The organism is Nocardia sp. NPDC019219, assembly GCF_040632645.1.
Classification (GTDB): Bacteria; Actinomycetota; Actinomycetes; order Mycobacteriales; family Mycobacteriaceae; genus Nocardia; species Nocardia sputorum.
The window spans coordinates 122,031-142,375 of the sequence record NZ_JBEYCG010000011.1; the positions used below are offsets into that span (position 1 = coordinate 122,031).

At 68.9% G+C, this 20,345-nt stretch carries 20 protein-coding genes; 8 read left to right on the plus strand and 12 right to left on the minus strand.

Going from position 1 to position 20,345, the window contains the following annotated elements; all coding sequences use genetic code 11:
- Window positions 1-14: 14 nt before the first annotated feature.
- Window positions 15-737: a hypothetical protein gene (locus ABZ552_RS21050; protein WP_281916989.1), complete on the plus strand. Its 723-nt coding sequence runs from the start codon at window positions 15-17 to the stop codon at window positions 735-737.
- A 70-nt stretch (window positions 738-807) separates the two neighbouring features.
- On the opposite strand, the gene ABZ552_RS21055 is transcribed toward ABZ552_RS21050, so the two are convergent.
- Window positions 808-1,626, minus strand: coding sequence for a methyltransferase domain-containing protein (locus ABZ552_RS21055; protein WP_281874740.1), 819 nt, complete (start codon window positions 1,624-1,626; stop codon window positions 808-810).
- A gap of 523 nt (window positions 1,627-2,149) precedes the next feature.
- Here ABZ552_RS21055 and ABZ552_RS21060 point away from each other — a divergent pair.
- On the plus strand, window positions 2,150-2,992 hold the full coding sequence (locus tag ABZ552_RS21060; protein ID WP_281916988.1) for a methyltransferase domain-containing protein: 843 nt from the start codon (window positions 2,150-2,152) through the stop codon (window positions 2,990-2,992).
- A gap of 558 nt (window positions 2,993-3,550) precedes the next feature.
- Here ABZ552_RS21060 and ABZ552_RS21065 read toward each other — a convergent pair.
- From ABZ552_RS21065 to ABZ552_RS21080, 4 genes are all read right to left on the minus strand, one after another.
- A complete protein-coding gene (locus ABZ552_RS21065) occupies window positions 3,551-3,901 on the minus strand; it encodes a hypothetical protein (protein ID WP_281874745.1) in 351 nt (116 codons plus the stop codon).
- Between the two features lie 226 nt (window positions 3,902-4,127).
- Entirely contained in the window at window positions 4,128-4,346 is a 219-nt protein-coding gene (locus ABZ552_RS21070; RefSeq protein ID WP_281874746.1) for a hypothetical protein, read from the minus strand.
- A gap of 116 nt (window positions 4,347-4,462) precedes the next feature.
- The gene (locus ABZ552_RS21075) at window positions 4,463-4,996 is read right to left on the minus strand and encodes a DUF3145 domain-containing protein (protein WP_039796858.1); all 534 of its coding nucleotides are present in this window, start codon (window positions 4,994-4,996) and stop codon (window positions 4,463-4,465) included.
- 95 nt (window positions 4,997-5,091) lie between these two features.
- On the minus strand, window positions 5,092-5,925 hold the full coding sequence (locus ABZ552_RS21080) for a serine hydrolase domain-containing protein (protein WP_281874747.1): 834 nt from the start codon (window positions 5,923-5,925) through the stop codon (window positions 5,092-5,094).
- A 42-nt stretch (window positions 5,926-5,967) separates the two neighbouring features.
- Here ABZ552_RS21080 and ABZ552_RS21085 point away from each other — a divergent pair, with 42 nt between their 5' ends.
- From ABZ552_RS21085 to ABZ552_RS21100, 4 genes are all read left to right on the plus strand, one after another.
- Window positions 5,968-7,161 carry a serine hydrolase domain-containing protein gene (locus ABZ552_RS21085; protein WP_281874748.1) on the plus strand — a complete coding sequence of 398 codons (1,194 nt, stop codon included), beginning with the start codon at window positions 5,968-5,970 and terminating at the stop codon, window positions 7,159-7,161.
- Between the two features lie 80 nt (window positions 7,162-7,241).
- Complete coding sequence (locus ABZ552_RS21090) at window positions 7,242-7,520, plus strand: helix-turn-helix transcriptional regulator (RefSeq protein ID WP_281874750.1); 279 nt, start codon at window positions 7,242-7,244, stop codon at window positions 7,518-7,520.
- The gene (locus ABZ552_RS21095; protein WP_281874751.1) at window positions 7,517-8,053 is read left to right on the plus strand and encodes a hypothetical protein; all 537 of its coding nucleotides are present in this window, start codon (window positions 7,517-7,519) and stop codon (window positions 8,051-8,053) included. Before ABZ552_RS21090 ends, ABZ552_RS21095 begins: the two co-directional genes overlap by 4 nt.
- A complete protein-coding gene (locus ABZ552_RS21100) occupies window positions 8,053-8,721 on the plus strand; it encodes a GPP34 family phosphoprotein (protein WP_281874752.1) in 669 nt (222 codons plus the stop codon). The genes ABZ552_RS21095 and ABZ552_RS21100 overlap by 1 nt, the downstream gene beginning before the upstream one ends.
- A gap of 159 nt (window positions 8,722-8,880) precedes the next feature.
- Here ABZ552_RS21100 and ABZ552_RS21105 read toward each other — a convergent pair whose 3' ends face one another.
- From ABZ552_RS21105 to ABZ552_RS21115, 3 genes are all read right to left on the minus strand, one after another.
- Complete coding sequence (locus ABZ552_RS21105; RefSeq protein WP_067800980.1) at window positions 8,881-10,011, minus strand: NDMA-dependent alcohol dehydrogenase; 1,131 nt, start codon at window positions 10,009-10,011, stop codon at window positions 8,881-8,883.
- 145 nt (window positions 10,012-10,156) lie between these two features.
- A complete protein-coding gene (locus ABZ552_RS21110; RefSeq protein ID WP_281874753.1) occupies window positions 10,157-10,687 on the minus strand; it encodes a DinB family protein in 531 nt (176 codons plus the stop codon).
- 72 nt (window positions 10,688-10,759) lie between these two features.
- Complete coding sequence (locus tag ABZ552_RS21115) at window positions 10,760-11,824, minus strand: phosphotransferase family protein (protein WP_281874754.1); 1,065 nt, start codon at window positions 11,822-11,824, stop codon at window positions 10,760-10,762.
- 80 nt (window positions 11,825-11,904) lie between these two features.
- Here ABZ552_RS21115 and pabB point away from each other — a divergent pair, with 80 nt between their 5' ends.
- Complete coding sequence (gene pabB / locus ABZ552_RS21120; RefSeq protein ID WP_357439150.1) at window positions 11,905-14,136, plus strand: aminodeoxychorismate synthase component I; 2,232 nt, start codon at window positions 11,905-11,907, stop codon at window positions 14,134-14,136.
- Between the two features lie 19 nt (window positions 14,137-14,155).
- Here pabB and ABZ552_RS21125 read toward each other — a convergent pair whose 3' ends face one another.
- Window positions 14,156-14,653 carry a hypothetical protein gene (locus ABZ552_RS21125; protein ID WP_281916984.1) on the minus strand — a complete coding sequence of 166 codons (498 nt, stop codon included), beginning with the start codon at window positions 14,651-14,653 and terminating at the stop codon, window positions 14,156-14,158.
- A gap of 85 nt (window positions 14,654-14,738) precedes the next feature.
- Here ABZ552_RS21125 and ABZ552_RS21130 point away from each other — a divergent pair, with 85 nt between their 5' ends.
- Window positions 14,739-16,718: a TerD family protein gene (locus tag ABZ552_RS21130; protein ID WP_357439153.1), complete on the plus strand. Its 1,980-nt coding sequence runs from the start codon at window positions 14,739-14,741 to the stop codon at window positions 16,716-16,718.
- Between the two features lie 6 nt (window positions 16,719-16,724).
- Here the strand turns inward: ABZ552_RS21130 and ABZ552_RS21135 are convergent, their stop codons facing one another.
- The 3 genes from ABZ552_RS21135 to ABZ552_RS21145 form a co-directional block, all read right to left on the minus strand.
- Window positions 16,725-17,450: a TetR/AcrR family transcriptional regulator gene (locus ABZ552_RS21135; protein WP_281874760.1), complete on the minus strand. Its 726-nt coding sequence runs from the start codon at window positions 17,448-17,450 to the stop codon at window positions 16,725-16,727.
- 8 nt (window positions 17,451-17,458) lie between these two features.
- Window positions 17,459-18,688, minus strand: a complete 1,230-nt coding sequence (locus ABZ552_RS21140; RefSeq protein ID WP_281881091.1) for a cytochrome P450 — start codon at window positions 18,686-18,688, stop codon at window positions 17,459-17,461.
- A 135-nt stretch (window positions 18,689-18,823) separates the two neighbouring features.
- Window positions 18,824-20,221: a DUF1254 domain-containing protein gene (locus tag ABZ552_RS21145; RefSeq protein ID WP_357439156.1), complete on the minus strand. Its 1,398-nt coding sequence runs from the start codon at window positions 20,219-20,221 to the stop codon at window positions 18,824-18,826.
- Between the last annotated feature and the right edge of the window lie 124 nt (window positions 20,222-20,345).

Here is a 20,345-nt window from a genome sequence, read left to right on the forward strand (position 1 = left end):
TCGAGGAGGCTGCGATGACCGACAGCCCGCGCTCGATCGCCGCAAAAGACAAAGCGCTCCCCCCGGGTACGGACGAGGAACGATTTTCCGGCTACGGAGTGATGGGATTGCCCTTCGCCAGCGGCCACTACCTGGCGCTGCGGCATTTCCCTGCCAGCTCGGTCGGTGCGGGGTACGACGCGGTGTGGCATCGCAACCCCGACGCCGAATGGGTGATCTACAGCAGTGTCTCCCCGGCGACCAGCTGCGCCCGCTATTTCGGATCAGCACTCGAAGACGCGCGGGTCGAGGACATATCGGTCGACTGGACGGGACCGTCCACATTCACGGTGCGGGTCGGCGACAAGATCGTGTGGGATCTCGAACTGGGCCGCTCGGCGGCGACGAAGGCGATGACGGGTATGGGCCGGATGATGCCTGCCGCCTTGTGGCGACGTCCCGCCGTTCTGTCGCTCATGTCGCGGGTGGCGGGTCCGGCGCTCGGCGTCGGGCGGGTCCAGCTCAGCGGTACTTCCCCGAACGGTCAATGGTTCCTGGCCAAACCCCGGATGCTGTGGACCGTCGAGAACAGCACTGCCCGGATCGACGGAATCGACATCGGTCCTCCGGGACCACTCGCCGAACAAGCCACATTGGGTGAGTTCTGGCTGCCGCAACGCGGAGTGTTCGCCGTGGGCGAGTCCTACTTCGAACGGTTCGATCCGACGCGCCATCGTCCGGCCCGCCCCGGCGTCTGAATGGCGGCACCGGTTTCCGAGCTTGTGCGTCCCGAAGGATCGGCGCACGAATAGCGCCGGATTCGGCCGATCAGCCCGACCGGCGTGCGGTAACCAACAGGTACTCCCACTCCATCCGCCCGTTGCCGCGGTCGTACCGGGCGGCGAGTTCGGCGAGTGCGTCGTCCAATTGCGCGATCCGGTCGGGCTCCCCGGCATTGGCCTTGTACACCGCGACCGTCGGTCCGTAGTAGGACTTGAAGAAGTCACGGAACTCCGCGCCGTCGGCGAAACGGTCGATGACCGCGTTCTCGCGGCGCAGTTCCAGATCGGCGACGCGATCGCCCAGCAACGACCGCACGTGTTCCTCGTCGCCCCACAGCGGCGGCGGCTGCGCGCCGGGCGGAGGCGGCGGAGCGAACGGTTTCATCGTGGCGAACATCTGCCCGATGAAGCCGTCGGGCGTCCAGTTGATCAGCCCGATCGTGCCGCCCGGTTTGGCCACACGCACCAATTCGTCCGCGGCCGCTTGGTGGAACGGTGCGAACATGACGCCCACACACGAGATGACGGCGTCGAATTCGGCGTCGGCGTAGGGCAACGCCTCGGCGTCGGCTTCCTGCCACCGCAACTCGACGCCCCGCGCGGCGGCGATTCGCCTGCCTGCCTCGAACAACTCCGGCGTCAGATCGCTCGCCACGACCTCCGCACCGGCCTCCGCGGCCGGTATCGCGGCATTGCCGGATCCGGCCGCGACATCCAGCACCCGCTGGCCACGACCGATGCGGGCGGCCTCGACCAGACGCCGACCGAGTTCCGGGATGACTTCGGTGGCGATGGACGAATAGTCGCCCAGTGCCCACATCGCGCGGTGCCGCCGCTTGAGATCCGCGGAGCCGGAATCGGTCATCTGAACGCTCCCTCTGCAGTCGGGCCGGTCGACGCTGCCGAGAGAGGAAACTCCTCCGCGCCGAACCACTCATCGAAACCGCGAGCCGACCAGGTGTTACCCGGCGAAATCCGCGACAAACGATGTCCGGGCGGCTTCCCCCACACGGCACGCGGGTCTACCCACAATCCGGCCGCGTGACCAGGCGGAGCGGCCGCGATCCCGGCGGATAAGCCGCCGCCGGAACTGGGCCAATGCCGTCTGACCGAGTGTCCGGGCGCGGGACGGTCATGCGGCGGGCCGGTCGGGAACCACGCCGAGGATGGCGGGCCGGTCACGCCGCCAACGACCAGCATCTTCATCCCCACCCCTTCCACTCACGGGCCGATCCGACGGCCAGCGCGCAGGTGCGCGGGCCTCGACTGCTGGTCGAGCAGGGCTGATGCCCGGCCGCGACCCTGCGTTCGGCTCGGTGGCGGCTGAGCGGCGGAAGTCGATCACCGAGGCACTGTCGTCGGTGGTGGGGCGAGGCTACTGTCGTGATATGCCGAGCGAGTCAGCGCCGCCTGTCCCGTCCTTTCACGAAAACGCGATTCCGGACGCTTCGCGCACCACCGGCGACGATCCGATGGCCGCGCTGGTCGGCATCCTCGATCTGCAAGCAGCACTGCCGGGGATTCGGCGTATGCGGGCTTGGGGGCACGAAGTTCTGAACGTCCAGCCGGGCGAGCGCGCATTGGATATCGGGGCCGGGACGGGCACCGAGGTGATCGAACTGGCCGGCCGGGTCGGGCCCGGCGGCGACGCGGTCGGCGTCGACCCGAACCCCGCGATGATCGCCATCGCTCGTGGGCGCGCGGAGAGCGCGGACTGCCGGGCCCGCTTCGTCGAAGGCACCGCCTATCAGTTGCCCTTCCCGGACGATTACTTCGACGCCGTGCGCTGCGAGCGGGTCTACCAGCACCTCGACGACCCGGCGGCCGCCACCGCCGAGATCACCCGAGTCCTGCGACCGGGCGGTCGCGTGCTGCTCATCGACAGCGACTGGCACACCGTGATCACCCACCCCGGCGACCCCGAGGTGGTCGCCCGCTTGACGAAGGCGATGCTCGCGACCACCCCCAACCCCGCATCGGGCCGCCGCCTCCGGGGCCTGCTCACCGCGGCGGGCTTCGTCATCGACGACATGGGATCGGAAGCGGTGATCTGGAACCCGGAGACCGCCCGTCCCCTGTTCATGCAGATGATCGCGTCCGCGACCACCGGCGGAGCGATCACCGAGGTGGAAGGGCGCGACCTCCTCGCCATCATGGAGGCGGGGATCGAGAAAGGCGACTACCACCTCTCGGTGACGATGTTCGCGGTGCTCGGCCACTTGGGTGGGTGAGCCTCCGGCTCTCACCGTTGCTGCTTGGCATCCGGCTTGATTCGCCCGACCTCCCAGCACCCGCCACGCCGCCGTCTTACGCGGACATTCCCCCACGCGACAAGCACGAGCCGCTGCATGGTCATCTGCGCCTCGCCCACCCCCATCACGTAGTCGGGCGGGTCATGCGGAAACCCATCGGCCACAACGCTGATCCATGTCGCTGCGCTCCATTCGCACTCGCCGGGTGATCTCGTCTACGCTGCGCCCCTCCGGCACCCGCACCGGCCACAACCACAACCCCACGCCGACCAGCGCGGCAAGTAGGGCGCGCGACCGCCAGCCACTGCCATCCGGTCACGGCAATCTACGGGTGATCCATGACGGCTGTCCGTGGCCACCGCGAAATTCCCGCGTACGGCCAGTTGCGATTCCCCGCAGGCGGCCAGTTGTCGCCGCTGCACACTGCCAGCATCCCGCCGAACATCGGATGTTGCCGACGAGGTGTGGCACGCAACTCCGGGCTACGGCTGTAGCCCTAGGTGTGCGCGGGGCGGTTCGCGGCTACCGTACGGACGGTCAGAATCGCGTGAAGCCGGTGAGCGCTCGCCGTACCGTCACCTCGCCGACAGGTCCAGCACGCAGCCCGTCGAGCACCTCGTCGGACATCTCGCCGTAGGTCTCGAACGACTGAATACTGCAGTGCTCCATCACATCCTGGATGTAGGGATCGGACAACTTCCAGTGTGCGAGCACTGCCTCCGAGTCGCGATAGAGCTGAAAACTGTGTGCAAGCCCGCGGTCTTCGTCGAGAAAGACCTGCACCAACAGCTGCGGGCCATGCTCTGCGACGAACGCCACCGCCCGCTGTACGGCCACCTTGAACTGTTCGAGATGACCGTCGGTAATCCGCATGGTGTTGTGGAACAAAATGCTCATTCCTCGAGAATGAAACCTCGATCATGGTTGAGGTCAAGTCGAACCGGCACGACGTTTCATACGACATGCTGCACGCGCTCCGGAACCGACCGCCCTCCGGGATGCGTGACGACGTTCGAGCTCTGTGCGACCGAGTCGGCGTCGCCGCGCACTGAGTGGATCCACGCTCTCCACTCGACGGGACACGTGACCCACTGTCCGTGCGGCCTTTGCCCTCTCAGAACAGATGGCACTGGTCCGGCGGAAGAATACGCGCCACGCACAGGCCGACGATGCCGAAGAACAGGACGCTCGCGATGGCCCCTCGGACGGCGTCGACGATGCCCGGGGGCACTTCCACCACCGCGATCGGTTCGGCGGTGATCTCGGCGGCTGCCGCCGCGGGGACGGCTGTCGCGGCCGTCAGGGCAATCGTCGCGGCGGCGATGATGCGCATACCGGCATGCTTCATGGTCGACTCCTCGCACTCGGCCCCGACCGTATGACGACCCTACGTCTGTCGGCGGATCCCGGGCAGCCGCCAATTCCATTGGCTGCCGGAGCCGCGAGCCCCTACCCCACGTCGCGGCGCAGCCAGGTGACCTCGGCTCCGGATTCCGTTCCGTAGCGGTAGATCTCGAGGTCCTCGTCCCAGGCCGTGCCCAAGGCGCGGTCGATTTCGGCGGCCAGGTCGTAGGCGGAGTACTTGCCGAGTTCGCGGGTCGCTTGGAGCATGGCGCGCAGGCGCATCTCGCCGATCATGACGTCACCGTTGGCGCTCGTGGAGCCGTGCCACAGACCGAGACCGGGGACGAAGCTGTAGCGCTCGCCGTCCACGCCGTCGCTGGGATCCTCGGTCACCTCGAAGCGCAGAACCGGCCAGGAGCGCAACGATTGAGCGATCTTCGAGGCGGTGCCGACCGGACCGATCCACTCACTGGTGGCGCGCAGTTGACCGTCGGCCGGTTGGGCGGTCCAGCGCAGTTTCGCCGGGGCGCCCAGGGCCGAGGTGAGTGCCCACTCGACATGCGGGCACAGCGCGGCAGGCGACGAGTGGATGTAGACCACACCCGCCGTCGCGTCCGCGAACTGACTCGATGCGCGCACCACCAACACCTCCAGCTTCGACGAGGACCGTCTTCCCCAACGATTCGTCGAACTGGCGTTGCCTGAGTGTACTGGAGTGCCCGAAGTTACACGTGTTACTTCACGACCGTGTTGCGCGCGGCTGTCGCCTCCGCGATCACGGCATCGCTCAGCGGTGGCCAGGCCGCCCGCGCCCAGTCGCCGAAATTCTCGTCGCTCAAGGCGAGACACGCCAACCCCGTTCTCGGGTCAACCCATAAAAATGTCCCGGATTGGCCGAAATGTCCATAGGTTTGTGGCGAATTCGTGCCACCGGTCCAGTGCGGCGACTTGCCGTCGCGGATCTCGAAGCCCAGTCCCCAGTCGTTGGGGCGCTGCGAACCGAAGCCGGGCAGCACGCCGTTCAGACCCGGGAACTGTACGCAGGTGGCCTCGGCGTGCGTCTGCGCCGAGATCAACTCGGGGTTCAGCAATTCGGCGGCGAAGCGGGCGAGATCCGCGGCGGTGGACCGGGCCGCGTGCCCCGCCGGGCCGGCCAGCACCGAAGCGGTCATGCCAAGCGGCTCGAACACCGCGTCGCGCAGGTACTCGTCGAACGCGATCCCGGTCTGCGCGGTGAGGAATTCGGCGAGCACTTCGAAACCCGCGCTGGAGTAGATCCGCCGGGCCCCGGGCGAAGCCTGGACCTCGGTGGTGTCGAACGCGAGCCCGGACGCGTGCGCCAGCAGATGACGCACCGTGGCGCCGGGCGGGCCCGCGGGCTGATCCAGTTCGACCGCGCCCTCCTCCACGGCGACGAGCACGGCGTACGCGACGAGAGGCTTGGTCACCGACGCGAGCGGGAACACCCGCTCGGCATCCCCTTCGCTCGCGATGTCGCCGTCGGCGGTGACCACCGCGGCCGCCGCGTGCCGGACCGGCCATTCCCGAATCTGCTCGAGTGAACGCACCCCCCGAGCCTACGAGAACCGGGTGGCTACGATCGACTCGCCATGAGTGAAAAGCCCACTGTTCACGGCGACGTAGCATCCGGTTTCGAACCGGTCGCCGACGCCTTCCGCCGCAACTTCGAGCAGCACGGCGAGATCGGCGCCGCCGTCGCGGTCTACGCCGGGGACCGCCCCGTGGTGGATCTGTGGGCCGGCTTCCGCGATCGCAGGCGCACGCTGCCGTGGGAACAGGACACGATCGTGCCGGTGTTCTCCTCGACCAAAGGCATGGCGGCGTTCACCGTGGCCACGGCGGTAGCCAAGGGTCTGCTCGACTACGAGCAGCCGGTGGCGAAGTACTGGCCGGAGTTCGCCGCCCACGGCAAGGACGCGATCACCGTGCGCCAGCTGATCGACCACCAGGCCGGGCTGTCCGGCCTCGGCGAGATCGTCCGCCTGTCCCAGATCGCCGACCTGGACGGCCTCGCAACCATTCTCGCCGCACAGAAACCGGTCTGGCGGCCCGGCACCAGACACGGCTATCACGCGATCACCCTCGGTCTGTACCAGGGCGAACTGCTGCGCCGGGTCGATCCGGATCGCCGCACGCTCGGCCGGATCTTCGCCGAGGACATCGCCGCGCCGCTCGGCGTGGACTTCTTCATCGGCCTGCCCGCCGAGCAGAGCATGGACCGGGTCGCCGCGATGTCGGCCACCCGCGGCCTGGACGTCGTGCGCTACGAGCGTGATCTGCCGCTGCGGATCGGTGCGGAGATCTACGCCAAACGTGGGTTGTCCTATGCGGCGCTGACCAACCCGCGTTGCGGGGCACCGGCACGGGCGGCCCGGCGCGAGTTCCTCGAAGTGGAGCTGCCTGCGTCCAACGGAGTGGGCAACGCCCGCGCGCTGGCCAAGGTCTACGGCGCGGCCGCCGGGCGCACCGGCGCGCTCCCGATCGACGACGCACTGCTGGACCGGCTCGCCGCGGCCGAGACCGCCGACGACGTCCCCGCCGAAGACCTGGTGCTGCACACCAAGAGCCGCTATCACCTCGGCTTCCGCAAATCGCGCGGAACCTTCCGCTTCGGCTCCGACAAGCGCGCCTACGGCACCACGGGACTCGGCGGCTCGTTCGGATTCGCCGATCCGGCAACGGGTCTGGGCTTCGGTTACACGATGAACCGGCTGGGTTTGGCCGTTCTCGACGACGTCCGCAGCCGAAATCTGCGGTCCGCCCTGCTGCGCTGCCGGATCTGAGCACCGAGCTTCGCGGCCCGCATAGCTCGGCGGCCGGGCCACTGTTGACGTACTGTTGGGTTTATGCAACGGTTTGTTGTATGAGTCCCGTGAGACGTGGGAAAAATCTTCCCATCTATAACCGTATCGGGGTGTTACGTGCCGAGCGGAGAATGAGCCGGGCCCAGCTTGCCGAGGTGATCGAGGTGAATCCGCAGACGGTGGGTGCGCTGGAACGGGGCGATCACTATCCGAGTCTCGATCTGGCGCTGCGGATCTGCGATGTGTTCGGGCTGCCGGTCGAGGCGGTGTTCTCGCGGGAGGAATTCGCGCCGCTGTCCACGGCGGTCTACCGGAACGACAAAGGGGATGTTCGATGACGCGCCCGAATCTGCTGGAGCGCTACCAAGCTCGCCGGACACGCCGGTTCGTGTTGTTCGCCGAACGCGGGGCCCACCTGTTGCCGCGGTGGCGGACGCGTCGCCGCCGCCGACTGCTGGTGGTGGCCCTCGCGACGATATTCCTGGCCCTTGCGGTCGTCGCGGTGCTGATCGCGTGCGGTCTGGAGCGGGGACCGCTGCTGTGGGCGCCGGCCTGCCTGGTGTTCTTCCCGCTGTGGATATCGCTCCAGATCGTCTCGGGACGCCACGCCGACGCGCCCGTCGGCGCCCTGGACGAATGGGAACTCGAGCAGCGTAACGCAGCTCGCTCGGTGGGGCTCACCCTCACACAGACGCTGGCGATGATTCCAGCGATCTGGCTGATCGTCGTCGGCGGATTCACCGACCTCGACAATATCCAAACGGCCTACGCCGGCGGGCTGATGCTGCTGACCGCGCTGCTCGTCGGCGGCTGTACCCCGACGATGATCCTGGCCTGGACCCGGCCCGACACGGAACCGGAGGACGAGTGATGAGCCTGCTCGCCGGAGACCTGATGCTGCTGCTTCTCGACGAACGCACTGGGCACTCGATGGCCGACAGCACACGTACACCGAGGGTTCTCGCCGGAGCGGTGCTGCTAGACCTGATCGACGCCGGAGCGATCCGGCTGGCAGGGCCGTGCGACGAGGCGAAACCGGGCCGAATCGTGGTGAGCGCGAACAGGAGTGCCGATCCGATACTGGGCGACGCGCTCGCCAGGATCGAGGCGGCGGGTCCGATCAAAGCCCGGGCCGCGATCGAGAAACTGTCGAAGAGGTTGCAACCGAAGGTGCTGCACCGGCTGGCGGACGAGGGGCTGGTGCGCGTCGAACGCCACCGGGCCTTGGGCGTCTTTCCCCGGACCGCCTGGGTGCCGCGCGGATACCGCAAGGAGCTCCGGGACCGGCTGACACCTCCGTTCGCACACCCTGACGTCCCTGTCGAGCCTCGCGCCGCCGCCTTGATCTCACTGCTGTCGGCGGCTGACGCGGCACCGAAGGTCTTCCCCGACCGCGACCGCCGAGTTGTGAGGCAGCGCGCCAAGGAGATCGCCGCCGGGGACTGGGCAGCGAAGGCGGCCAGGGAAGCGGTGCAAGCGGTCGAAGCGGCGCTCACCGCCGCCGTCGTGTTGAGTGCCGCGGCAACGGGCTCCGCGTAGGTCGCAAAGCAACAGGATGTGCGATTCCCGCTCGGCGAGCCGGTCGGCGTACGACTTGATCGCACGGATCGCCACCGACTCGGCGAGCGGGATCAGAGCTGAGCTGTCCCCCGCGACGGCGAACGCCGCATCCGAGCGGCCGTCCTGGATGGGCCGGGATTACCAGTCGGCTTCGGTGTACTTGATGATCCCGCGGATGTTCTTGCCGTCCAGCATGTCCTGGTAACCCTGGTTGATCTCCTCCAGGGAGTAGCTGCGAGTGACCATGTCGTCCAGGTTCAGCTGACCGGACTTGTACAGCGACAGCAGGCGCGGCGCGTCCTGGCGGGCGTTGCCGCCGCCGAAGATGCAGCCCTTCACCGTCTTCTGCAGCATGGACAGCAGGAAGCTGTTCAGCTTGACGTCGTTCTCGTCCATCCGGCCCATCGAGGTGACCACCAGGGTGCCCGCCTTCGAGGTGAGGATCAGGCCCTCCTCGATGTACTCGCCGTGCATCTCGCCCATGGTCAGGATGACCTTCTCGGCCATCCGGCCCTCGGTGGCCTCCATCAGCGGCATGATCGCGGCGGCCATGCTCTCGTAGGTGTGCGTGGCGCCGAACTTCTGCGCCTGCTCGCGCTTCCACGGGTTCGGATCGATGGCCACCACTTTCGAGGCGCCGGACAGCACCGCGCCCTGCAACGCGCTCATGCCGACGCCGCCGATGCCCGCGATCACCACGGTCTCGCCCGGGGCCACCTGGGCCACGTGGGTGGAGGAGCCGAAGCCGGTGGGGACGCCGCAGCCGACCAGGCAGGCCACCTCGAACGGAATGCTCGGATCGATCTTCACCACGGAGGTGTGGTGCACCGTCATGTACGGCGCGAAGGTGCCCAGCAGGCACATCGGGATGACGTTCTCGCCGCGGGCCTGGATGCGGTAGGTGCCGTCGCTGATCGCCTGGCCCATCAGCAGGCCCGCGCCCAGGTCGCACAGCGCCATGTGTCCTGCCACGCAGGCCGGACAGCGGCCGCAGGCGGGGATGAACGACAGGATCACGTGGTCGCCGACCTGTAGGTCGGCCGGACAGTTCGGGCCGAGCTTGGTGATGACGCCCGCGCCCTCGTGCCCGCCCATGACGGGGAAGGACGGCATCGGGGTCGCGCCGGTCACGATGTGGTGGTCGGAGTGGCACATGCCGGCGGTCTCCATCCGGATCTGCACCTCGCCCGCGACCGGGTCACCGACCTCGATCTCCTCCACCGACCACGGCTGGTCGATCCCCCACAGGATCGCGCCCTTCGTCTTCATTCCTGTCGACCCTCTCGCATGCACGTGCTTATATGTGACTGCACCCACAGTACGAGAAAAATGTAACGCGTTCTAGTGCCGGTCGGAAAATTCGTCGGCAGAGCGTGACCTTCCCGGCGAACGCGTTACAGTTCCGCGATGCGTTTTACCCGCGCACGTCGTGCACGTGGTGCACCAGATCGTGCAGGATGTACCGGGCGAACGACGCCACGGTGAACTCCGCTCCGTCACTGCGCGCACCGCGCAGACCGCGCCGCTCGGGCGGCACCGACTCGAAGGACCGCGCGGCCCGCTCCGCGGCCTCGGCGAACTCCTCGGCCACCCGGGCCGGATCCTGCTCGTTGTAGCGGTCGGCTTCGGCAGTCGCGTCCTGATCCCAGTTCTGGAAGCGCGGCGGCTCGCCCTCGGCGTCACCGGCCAGCATCAGGCCGAGGCGAGTGTCGGACATACGGCAGACGTCGCGCACGTGCGCGCCGTATTCCAGAGCCGACCACGTCGATTGGTCCGGCCGCACGCGCACGCCGGGGCGGTCGAGCACCGCGGCGAAACGGACGGCCGTCTCGCGGATCAGCGCGGGCACGGCCTCGTAGGCGGTCGCGGCGGCGTCGAAACCGCATTCGGGACAGGGGCGGCTCAGCACCCAGGTCCAGTCCTTGACATCGGGAACGATCGGCATGCGCTCAACCTAGGCGCGGCCGGGCGACGCCTTCCACCGATATTCGGTCAACTATCGGGCACATCCCGACAGTCACTCCATCAGCCGCTGCGCCCGCTCGAAGAGCTCCAGTGTGATCGCGTGCAGGAAGTCGCCGACCTGCTTGGGGGCCTTGCCCGCGAACGCGCGGGCGTGCGTGCCCTCCAGCACGATGCCGAGCTTGAAGCAGGCCAGCACGGTGTACCAGGACATCGCGCTCAGGTCGCGATCGGAGAACTGCCCGTAGTGCGCGATCATCTCCTCGGCCGTCGGCAGCCCGCCGACCGCGCCGAGCTTGCCCACCAGCGCGGCGCCGGTGGTGCCGGGCTCCGGACGGGTGGCGATCTGCCAGCCCAGGTCCAGCAACGGGTCGCCGATGGTGGACATCTCCCAGTCGACCATCGCCGCGACCTGCGGGCCGTCGAAGGAGAACATCATGTTCGCCAGATGGCAGTCGCCATGCAGGATGCCCGGCGTCCACTGGGCGGGGCGGTTGCGGTCCAGCCACTCACCCACCGCCGCCACACCGGGGATCTCCGGGCCGGGGTAGCCCTCGTTGGACGAATACGACTCCAGTTCACCCAGCCAGCGCGGCACCTGGCGCTCCAGGAAACCTTCCGGCTTGCCGTAGTCGGCCAAGCCGAGCGCCTGGTAGTCCAGTGCGCCGAGCCGCGCGATGGCCTCGACCGCGGACAGGCCCATCTGCCTGCGAATCTCCGGATCGCCCGCGTGCGGTTCGGGCAGTTCGTTCTGCGGATTGAACCCGTGGATCGGCTCCATCAGATAGAAGACCGCGCCGAGTACCGACTCGTCGGTGCAGGCGGCGATCACCCGGGGCGCACGGACCTCGGTGCCGCCCAGCGCGCCGAGCAGCCGCGCCTCCCGCCGGATCACGTCGTTGCTCTTGGCGCGCAGATGCTTCGGGCCGCGGCGCAGCACGTACGTCCGGCCGCCGCGCGTGAAGCGGAGCATGATGTTCTGCGTTCCGCCGCCCAGCGCGATCACGTCCTCGAACTCGCCCCCGGACAGACCCTGCTCATCCATCCACTTTCCGACGACGGCGAAGTCGACGACCGCGGGATCCACATCGACCGGTTGCGCAACAGACATGCCCCACATTGTGCACCACCCGCCGAACCGAACTGAAGGCAGACGACAACAGTTAGCTCCGACCGGCGCGGCGTAGGGTTTCGGGCACCATGCACACGCTGTTGATCGACAACTACGACTCGTTCACCTATAACCTGTACCAGCTGATCAGCGAGGTGAACGGCGTCGAGCCGACGGTCGTGCGCAACGACGAGGCGCGCACGGTCGCCGAACTCGGTCTGGAACGCTTCGACAGCATCGTCGTCTCGCCGGGGCCCGGAGGGCCGTCGGTGGCGCGCGACATGGGCATCTCCGCGGCGGTGATCCGCGAGACCGATCTGCCGTTGCTCGGGGTGTGCCTGGGCCATCAGGGCATCGTGGTCGCGGCGGGCGGCATGGTCGCCGAGGCGCCTGCCGCCAGGCACGGGTATCTGGATCGCATCGAGCACGACGACCGGGACCTGTTCGCCGGAATTCCGCAGGGCTTCACGGCGGTGCGCTACCACTCGCTGTGCGCGCTGCGGCCGCTGCCGGACGCCCTGGAGGTCACCGCGCAGGCCGGCGACGGCGTCGTGATGGGCGTGCGGCATCGCACCCGCCCGCAGTGGGGCGTGCAATTCCATCCGGAATCGATCGCCAGTGAGTACGGGGCGGCTCTGCTGCGCAACTTCGCGAAACTCGTCGCCGCGCACCGAAGTGCGCCCGCGTCACCGATACCGAGGCCCTCGATCGCCCTCGGTCGTGCGGCGGAGCCGGTGGCCGAGGGAGCCCCGCTTCCCGCCGCGGCCGCGACCGCGCCGCTCGCAGCCGAGCAGTTCCCCGCCGCAGCGGTGGAACTCGAGCGTCCGGCCGGTCGGGCATCGTCTCGCGCACGCACCGGTCCGGCCCGACTCGGCTCGCTCGTGCCGCGGACCTTCCGGCTCCAGCGAGCCGTCCTGGAGCGGCCGATCGACACCGAGCGCGCGTTCGTGCAGTTGTACGGCAACTCCCCGACGGCGTTCTGGCTGGACAGCGAGCATGTCGAACCCGGTGCCGACCGGTTCTCCTTCCTGGGCGACGCGAGCGGTCCCCTGGCCGAGGTGCTGCGCTACCGGGTGGGCGACGGCGAGGTGACCGTGGAGACGTCGGACGGGCATCGGCGTACCGCACCCGGCGGCATCCTCGATTTCCTGGCCGCCGAGTTGCGCGCGCGCCGGCTCGAACTGCCCGATCTTCCCTTCGATTTCGCCGGTGGCTACGTCGGGTATCTCGGCTACGAGGTCAAGGCCGACTGCGGCGGTGACGCGGTCCATCGCGCCCCGACTCCCGACGCCCAGTGGATCTTCGCCGACCGGATGGTGGTGGTCGACCATGTCGGCGGGCGCACGCACCTGCTGGCGTTGAGCGACGACGGGGAGACCGCCCGAGCCGCCGCCGACTGGCTGCGCGACACCCGCGAAACCCTGGACACCCTGCCGACCTGGACGAACCCGCCGCCGCTCGAGCTGCCGCCGGACGGCGACGCCGTCGCGCCGCTGCTCACCCGGGGCCGGGAGCGCTATCTCGCCGACATCGCGGTCTGCCAGGAGCGCCTGCACGCCGGGGAGTCCTACGAGATCAACCTGACCGACAGCGCCACCATCCCCGCCGCCGCTGCCGACGGCCTGGACTTCTATCGCACTCTGCGCCGGTGCAATCCCGCCCCGTACGCCGCCTACCTGCGCTTCGACGACCTGGACATCGCCTGCTCGTCGCCGGAGCGCTTCCTGAAGGTCGATCGCCGCCGCATCGTGGAGAGCAAGCCGATCAAGGGGACCGCGCCGCGCGGCGCGACGCCGGAAGACGACGAGCGCCTGCGCCAGGAGCTGGCCGACAGCCCGAAGACCAGGGCGGAGAACCTGATGATCGTCGATCTGCTGCGCAACGATCTCGGCCGCGTCTGCGAGATCGGCAGTGTGTACGTCCCGAAGCTGATGGTCACCGAGCAGTACGCGACCGTGCATCAACTGGTGTCGACGGTGCGCGGGAGGCTGCGGCCGGAGGTCGGCGTGGTCGATTGCCTGCGCGCCTGTTTTCCCGGCGGCTCGATGACCGGCGCGCCCAAGTTGCGCACGATGGAGATCATCGATGCGCTGGAAACCGAAGCGCGCGGCGTGTACTCGGGCACGATCGGTTTTCTCGGGCTCGGCGGCACCGCGGACTTGAACATCGTGATCCGCACCGCCGTCCGCTACGGCGGACGCTGGCGGATCGGGGCGGGCGGGGCCATCGTGCTCGATTCGGACCCGGCCGACGAGTATCACGAGGTCCTGCTCAAGGCGGCCGCCACGTTGCGCGCGGCCGCCGACCACGCGCACCGCTGAACGCGCACGCCGTCCCGGATTATCTGCGCCGTCTGGTGGGCTTTCGCTTGACCGGCTCCTCGGCGGGTGGTTCCGGTGCGCTCAGCCCCGTCAGCTTGCCCAGCAGGGCGACGCCGGGCACCTTGGCCAGACGACCGAGCACGTCCTCGCCGAGGGAGATCATCGCCTCCAGCCGGGGCAGCAGGCGGTCGTAGGCCGCGAAGGCCGGATCGGCGAGGGCCAGGGTGCGGTCGAGCCGATCGATGGTGGAGTTGAGCCGCTCGATCGCGGCCGTCAGGTTCTCGATCAGTCCGGGCAGTTGCGCGACCAGCTGAGCGGACGCGGGCGGCAGCCGCACCGCCGTGTCGAACGCCGACGTCGCGGTCAGCTGGGCGGCTTCCAGCGCCTGGCCCGCGGCCGTCTGCGCCGCCTCGACCGCCGCCTGGGCGGCGGCCAGGACGTCGGCGGGGCCGGGCACGCGCCCGCCGGGCAGCTTGGGGGTCGGCGGCTTACGACCCGGGCGTTTCGGGTTCGTCATGGGGAACACTGTGCCGCACGCCCCGCCGAAGGAGGTCCCCTCGCGCGTTCGGCGTGTCGGAGGGTCGTGGCATAGTTCGAGCACCATGAAACTCAGCAAGGGCGCGAACGCAGCGGTACCGACATCCCTTCTAGCCGTGGTTGTTTCATGGCGATCGGAGCACGCTGTGGACGCGCACGCCTTGCTGCTGGACGCCTCCGGCACGGTGCGCTCGGACCGGGACCTGGTGTTCTACAACGCGCCGCGGCATGTCTCGCAAGCGGTCACGCTCGATCAGGAGCCCGCGCCGGGCACCGCGCGGTTGAGCGTCTCGCTGCCGCGGACCGAAGCCGACGTCGAGCGCATCGTCGTCGCGGGCTCGGTGGAGGAAGGCACTTTCGGCGCTGTGCAGGGGTTGACCGTCGCCGTGCACTCGGTCGACGGGGTGCTCGTGACGTTCGAGATCGACGACGCGGACGCCGTCGCGGCGCTGATGTTCGGCGAGTTCTACCGCCGCGACGGGCAGTGGCGCTTCCGCGCTGTCGGCCAAGGCTGGGCCGGCGGACTGGCGGGGTTGGTCACCGAGTTCGGCGTCCAGGTAGAAGACCCCTCGGCGCCCGCCCGCACCAGCCATCCCACCAACCCGTTCCGGGTGCGCCGGTCGACCGGAACCGCGACCGCGCAAGAGCGGCTTCCGGCATCTGGGGCCGGGGCGGAACCGGTTTCCGCCGATCGGCCCGGCGCGCGACGCTTCACACACGGATCGTTCGGGCAGGTTTCCCGGAACGGCGACGTCCGGACCGACCAATCGGACGTCACCGAGGACGTGTCCGCCCACCGCAGCGCCGATCCCGGGCGTACCGCCGAGACCGGAGCACTCACGGGGCGGCCGGACGCCCCCACCTCGCCACGCACCGAAGTGCTCGATCGCGCGGACACCGCTCCCCTGCCGCGTCCGCAGGCCGGCCGTCCGGTCGACCTCGAACGGCACAGCCGGGGAGCCGCACCGCTCGCTCCTCCCCCACATCCCGAATACGCGGACTGGCACCCGGATCCGGACAACCCGCAGGTCATGCGCTGGTGGGACGGCACCGAATGGACCGAGGACCGGTATCTGCGCCCGCCACCCGGCGGCCGCCACTGCGCTCGCTGTGGAAACGCGCTGCGCCGCAAGCTCTTCGGCGGGTTCGCGCCCTGCCAGAGGTGTGCGCAGGAGATCGAGGAGTACCTCACCCACTGGCACTCGCGCGCGTGGCGGGTGCTCACCGGCCACGGTCCGCGCGGCCCCGAGTGGGCGGCGCTGTGGGCGTCGTTGCGCTACCAGCGCGTCGACGCCGAAGCCGGACGCGCCGCGTTGCGCGACGCGGCGCTGAGCTATGTGGAGCGGCTGGTCACCTTCGCCTTCGCCGACGGCGAGGTCAGGGACGCGGAACTCGAATTGTTCGATCAGGCGGTCACCGAGCTCGGGCTCGGCGGGCCGCTGATCGAGGACCTGCGCAGACGAATGCATCGCGGCAACACCCTCTACCGGCTGCGCACGGGCGACCTGCCCGTGGTCCGCACGCCCGGCCTGCACCTGGACCCCGAGGAGCAAGTCCACCTCGACCTGCCCGCGACGCACGTGCGTCAACTCGCGCGCGGCCCGAAGCTCACCGAGGGCAGGCTGATCGGCAGCAACAAGAAGCTGCGTTTCGTCGGCGCCGACACCGGCATCGAGATGCCGTGGTCCCGGGTGGTCTCCGTGCACGCCGAACAGGGGACGGTGGTGGTCGCGGCCACCTCCGCGCGCGGCGGCGCGACCTTCGCCGTCGACGACCCGGACTACGTCTGCGCCGCACTCGAAGGAGCGCTGCGGGTGGCGAAACGGCTCGTCCTCACCCCGGGCCAGCGCGACACCCGCAGCATCCCGCAGGAGGTGAAGGCGCAGGTGTGGCAGCGCGACGGCGGCCGGTGCGTCGAATGCGGCGACGGGCACTACCTGGAGTTCGACCACATCATCCCGCTCAGCCGCGGCGGTGCGACCAGCGCGGCGAACCTGCAGATCCTGTGCCGCGCGTGCAACCGGGCCAAAGGCGCCCGCATATAACCGGTCTCATTCGGCGAGCAGGCCCGCGGTGCGGCCCAGGTCGGCCAGCATCGCGTCGAACAGGATCTCCGGGTTGTCCAACGGGATCGGGTAATTCCCGAACACCTCGAGCGTGACGTGGCCGTAGAGCCGTGCCCAGATCTGGATCATCAGGTAGGTCACCCCGAGATCCAGCTTCTCGGCGGGGAATTTCTGGCTCGACTCCGACAGCGCGGCCAGCAGTTCGGTCTGGAAGTGCACCAGATCGTCGCGCAGCTCCGGCGGGATGACGTCGGTGGGCGGCGTGACGATGTCGTAGTTCGCCAGCAACCTGCCCGCCGCGGCCAGGAACACCCGGCCGAACGGCTCGTCGAAGCGGCGCAGCGCGCGGGCCTGCCCGGCGCCGGGCGAGGCGAACACCAGGGTGAATTCCCTGGTGTGCGTCAGCGCCCAGCGCCGGAAGCCACGGCAGATGGCGAAGAACTGCGCAGCGCCGTCGTCGGGCAGCGTGGCGAGCTCGGCGGTCAGGTCCTCGGCCAGGTCGGCGCAGAAGTCCAGCCGCAGCCGCTCCAGCAGGTCTTCCAGCGAGTCGTAGTACCGGTACAGCGCGGGTGCGGTGACACCGAGTTCCCGCGCGATGGCGCGCAGCGTGACCGCGTCGGGCCCACGCTCCACCAGCAGCGCGCTGGCCACCCGCCGGATGTCGCTGTCGGTCACCACCGGCGCACGGCCCCGTGGTCTGGACTGTTGCACCGATCGATTCAAGCGTATTCGACTTCCCAGCGCTTGATCCCGTTCAGCCAGCCCGACCGCAGCCGCACCGGATCGGACACCTGCCGCAGGTTGGGCATCACGTCGGCGATGGCGTTGAACATCAGATCGATCTGCAGCCGCGCGAGGTTCGCGCCGACGCAATAGTGCGTGCCGGTGCCGCCGAAACCCACGTGCGGGTTCGGATCACGCAGCACGTCGAAGGTGAACGGATTCTCGAACGCTTCCTCGTCGAAATTGGCCGAGCTGTAGAACAATCCGAGCCGCTGACCCTTCTTGATCTCCTGGCCGCCGAGCACGGTGTCCTGGGTCGCCGTGCGCTGGAACGCGGTGACCGGAGTGGCCCACCGGACGATCTCGTCGGGCGCGGTGCGCGGGCGCTGCTGCCGGTAGATCTCCCACTGTTCGGGGTGGTCGACGAACGCCTTCATGCCGTGGGTGATCGAATTGCGGGTGGTCTCGTTGCCCGCGACCGACAACAGGATGACGAAGAACGCGAACTCGTCCGAGCCGAGGTGCTCGCCGTCGATGTCGGCGTTGACCAGCTGGGTGACGATGTCCTCGGCCGGGCAGGCGCGCCGCTGCTCGGCCATGTTCCAGGCGTAGCCCATCACCTCGGCGGTGGCGGCGTGATGGTCGCCCTCGAACTCCGGGTCGTCGTAGGAGATCATCTGGTTGGACCAGTCGAAGATCTTCTTCCGGTCCTCCTGCGGGATGCCGAGCAGCTCGGCGATCGCCTGCAACGGCAGTTCGCAGGCGACCTGTTCGACGAAGTCGCCGCTGCCGGACTTCTTGGCCTCGTGCACGATCCGCGCGGCGCGTTCGGTCAGCGCGGCGCGCAGGCTTTCCACCGCGCGCGGGGTGAAGCCCTTGGAGATGATCCGCCGGGTCTTGGTGTGTTTGGGCGGGTCGAGATTGAGCAGCAGCATGTCGCCGAGCATGTCGATCTGCTCGCGCGTGGTCTCCTCGTTGAACCGGATGATCGCGGTGTTCTCGTGCGAGGAGAACACCTCGGGGTTCTTCGAGATCTCCTTGATGTGCGCGAGCTTGGAGACGACCCAATACCCGCCGTCGTCGAAGCCGCTGGCCCGATCGGGCTGGGCGCACCACCACACCGGGGCGGTGCGGCGCAGTTCGGCGAACTCCTCGATGGGCAGGCGGGTGGCGAGCAGGTCGGGGTCGGTGAAGTCGAATCCCGTCGGGATCGACGGCGTGGTCACGGTCACGGCTGAACTCCTCCGGCGGTCTGGGCGCAGACCCGCCGACGATGTGGCGAACACGGTCAAGGGAGATGCAACCACAGAACACGCCTTCGTGAACAGTGTTTAGTAAAACCCGTTTACTTTGTTGCGCTCCTAGCGCAGCGCGATCAGCGGAGGCGGCTGCCAACGCCGCTGCAGGACCGCCGCTTTGGGCGCGAACAACGCCAGGGTCACCGAGAACGGATCGGATTCCGGGATGGGCAACCAGTTGCCTTCGGGAACGCCGGGACCGGGATCATCGTGCTGAAGCGTCAGGTCAAAGGAGCCGTCCGCATTGAGCACGACGGGGACATGGTGACCTATCGAGTAGATCTCGGCCGGATTGGGCACCAGGTAATCCCCGGCGTCATAGACGGCCAGCGACCAGAACGCGTCGACCGGCGGCAGCTCCCCCGATACGAAGTGCAGCCGGAACGGACCGGAACCCGCCTGGACCGCGGTGAAGAGGTGATGCGCGTCCTCGGGCAAGGGAATGCCGAGCGCGCCGAACGCGGTGACGGCGCGCAGCAGATAGTTCGTGCCGTACCGGCCCGCGCCGAGATCGGACACCCAGCCGTTGTCGTTGGTCGTATTCGCCCCCAGTGTCACCGGGAGCTGTTGCTTCACGGTGTCGGCCGCCGCGGTCAGCTCCGCGTCGGAGATGCCTTCGACCGCGCCGCCGGGACGGATGCCGATCGTCGCGAAGCGCCGCATGGCGGGCTCGTCCTCGGGCGCGGGCGGGTCGACCGCCAGCAGCGCGCACATCCGATCGAAGAATTCGTGCGCGTCCATCCCCATGACCTGATCGACCGGCCGCTGCCCGCCGGAGCGCCCCCCGGGCGGCGCGCTCGTGGACGGCTCTACGCCCGCACTCCACGCGCTCAACGGGACCAGCCGCAACCGCTGCTGCAAGGACCGCACGGCGGGGATGTCTTTCGCTCCGTCGACCTGGACGCGGACGATCAGCCACGCCGTCGGCGTCGGCATCGGCAAGGGCGTCAGTCCCTCGGGCAACGCCCCCGACCACGCCGGACCGGTCACCACATAGGTGTGCGGCGGCGCGGCCTGCGGCCGGATGCTGCTCGGATTGTGCACATTGTTCGTCCAGGCATCCAGCAGCTGCGCCAGCCAGAACCGGCCCCCGTCCATGACGGGAACGCTCAGCACCATCGGCTCGTCGGCCAGATCGAGCCACGCGGTCGAATGCAACGTGTCGGGGTCCGGCCGGGCTACGTTCCGTTGCGCGGCGGTCGGCAACGAGGCCGCGTGTTCGAACCGGCCGACCGGAGTGGACGCCTCCGCCGCGATGCGGGCGAGGTCCATCAGCACCAGCGGAAAGCCGAAGACATAGGCGTCTTTGGCGATCGTTCCCGCCTCGCTGCGCACGGAAGGGTGCGGGGGGCCGCTCTCGTCCGATCCACCGCAGGACGCCGCGCCGAGCGCGGCCATCGACGCCATGCCCAGCAGCGTGCGCCGCGACAGCGCGGATTCACGGTAGGCCCGGTCGTCCATGATCCTGTTCCGCCTCCGATCCGATCGGTTGCCGCGCCAGGTCCGGTCCGGAGTATAACCGCCTTCTCGAGCCGAAGTGGCTGGTCAGCGCACCGGGCCACGATTCGGCGCTGGATGCGGCAGC

Coding starts and splice junctions, on each gene's coding strand:
- ABZ552_RS21050 (WP_281916989.1), top strand. CDS start 15: ATGACCGACAGCCCGCGCTCGATCGCCGCAAAAGACAAAGCGCTCCCC.
- ABZ552_RS21055 (WP_281874740.1), bottom strand. CDS start 1,626: ATGACCGATTCCGGCTCCGCGGATCTCAAGCGGCGGCACCGCGCGATG.
- ABZ552_RS21060 (WP_281916988.1), top strand. CDS start 2,150: ATGCCGAGCGAGTCAGCGCCGCCTGTCCCGTCCTTTCACGAAAACGCG.
- ABZ552_RS21070 (WP_281874746.1), bottom strand. CDS start 4,346: ATGCGCATCATCGCCGCCGCGACGATTGCCCTGACGGCCGCGACAGCC.
- ABZ552_RS21085 (WP_281874748.1), top strand. CDS start 5,968: ATGAGTGAAAAGCCCACTGTTCACGGCGACGTAGCATCCGGTTTCGAA.
- ABZ552_RS21090 (WP_281874750.1), top strand. CDS start 7,242: ATGAGTCCCGTGAGACGTGGGAAAAATCTTCCCATCTATAACCGTATC.
- ABZ552_RS21095 (WP_281874751.1), top strand. CDS start 7,517: ATGACGCGCCCGAATCTGCTGGAGCGCTACCAAGCTCGCCGGACACGC.
- ABZ552_RS21100 (WP_281874752.1), top strand. CDS start 8,053: ATGAGCCTGCTCGCCGGAGACCTGATGCTGCTGCTTCTCGACGAACGC.
- ABZ552_RS21105 (WP_067800980.1), bottom strand. CDS start 10,011: ATGAAGACGAAGGGCGCGATCCTGTGGGGGATCGACCAGCCGTGGTCG.
- ABZ552_RS21110 (WP_281874753.1), bottom strand. CDS start 10,687: ATGCCGATCGTTCCCGATGTCAAGGACTGGACCTGGGTGCTGAGCCGC.
- ABZ552_RS21115 (WP_281874754.1), bottom strand. CDS start 11,824: ATGTGGGGCATGTCTGTTGCGCAACCGGTCGATGTGGATCCCGCGGTC.
- pabB (WP_357439150.1), top strand. CDS start 11,905: ATGCACACGCTGTTGATCGACAACTACGACTCGTTCACCTATAACCTG.
- ABZ552_RS21125 (WP_281916984.1), bottom strand. CDS start 14,653: ATGACGAACCCGAAACGCCCGGGTCGTAAGCCGCCGACCCCCAAGCTG.
- ABZ552_RS21130 (WP_357439153.1), top strand. CDS start 14,739: ATGAAACTCAGCAAGGGCGCGAACGCAGCGGTACCGACATCCCTTCTA.
- ABZ552_RS21145 (WP_357439156.1), bottom strand. CDS start 20,221: ATGGACGACCGGGCCTACCGTGAATCCGCGCTGTCGCGGCGCACGCTG.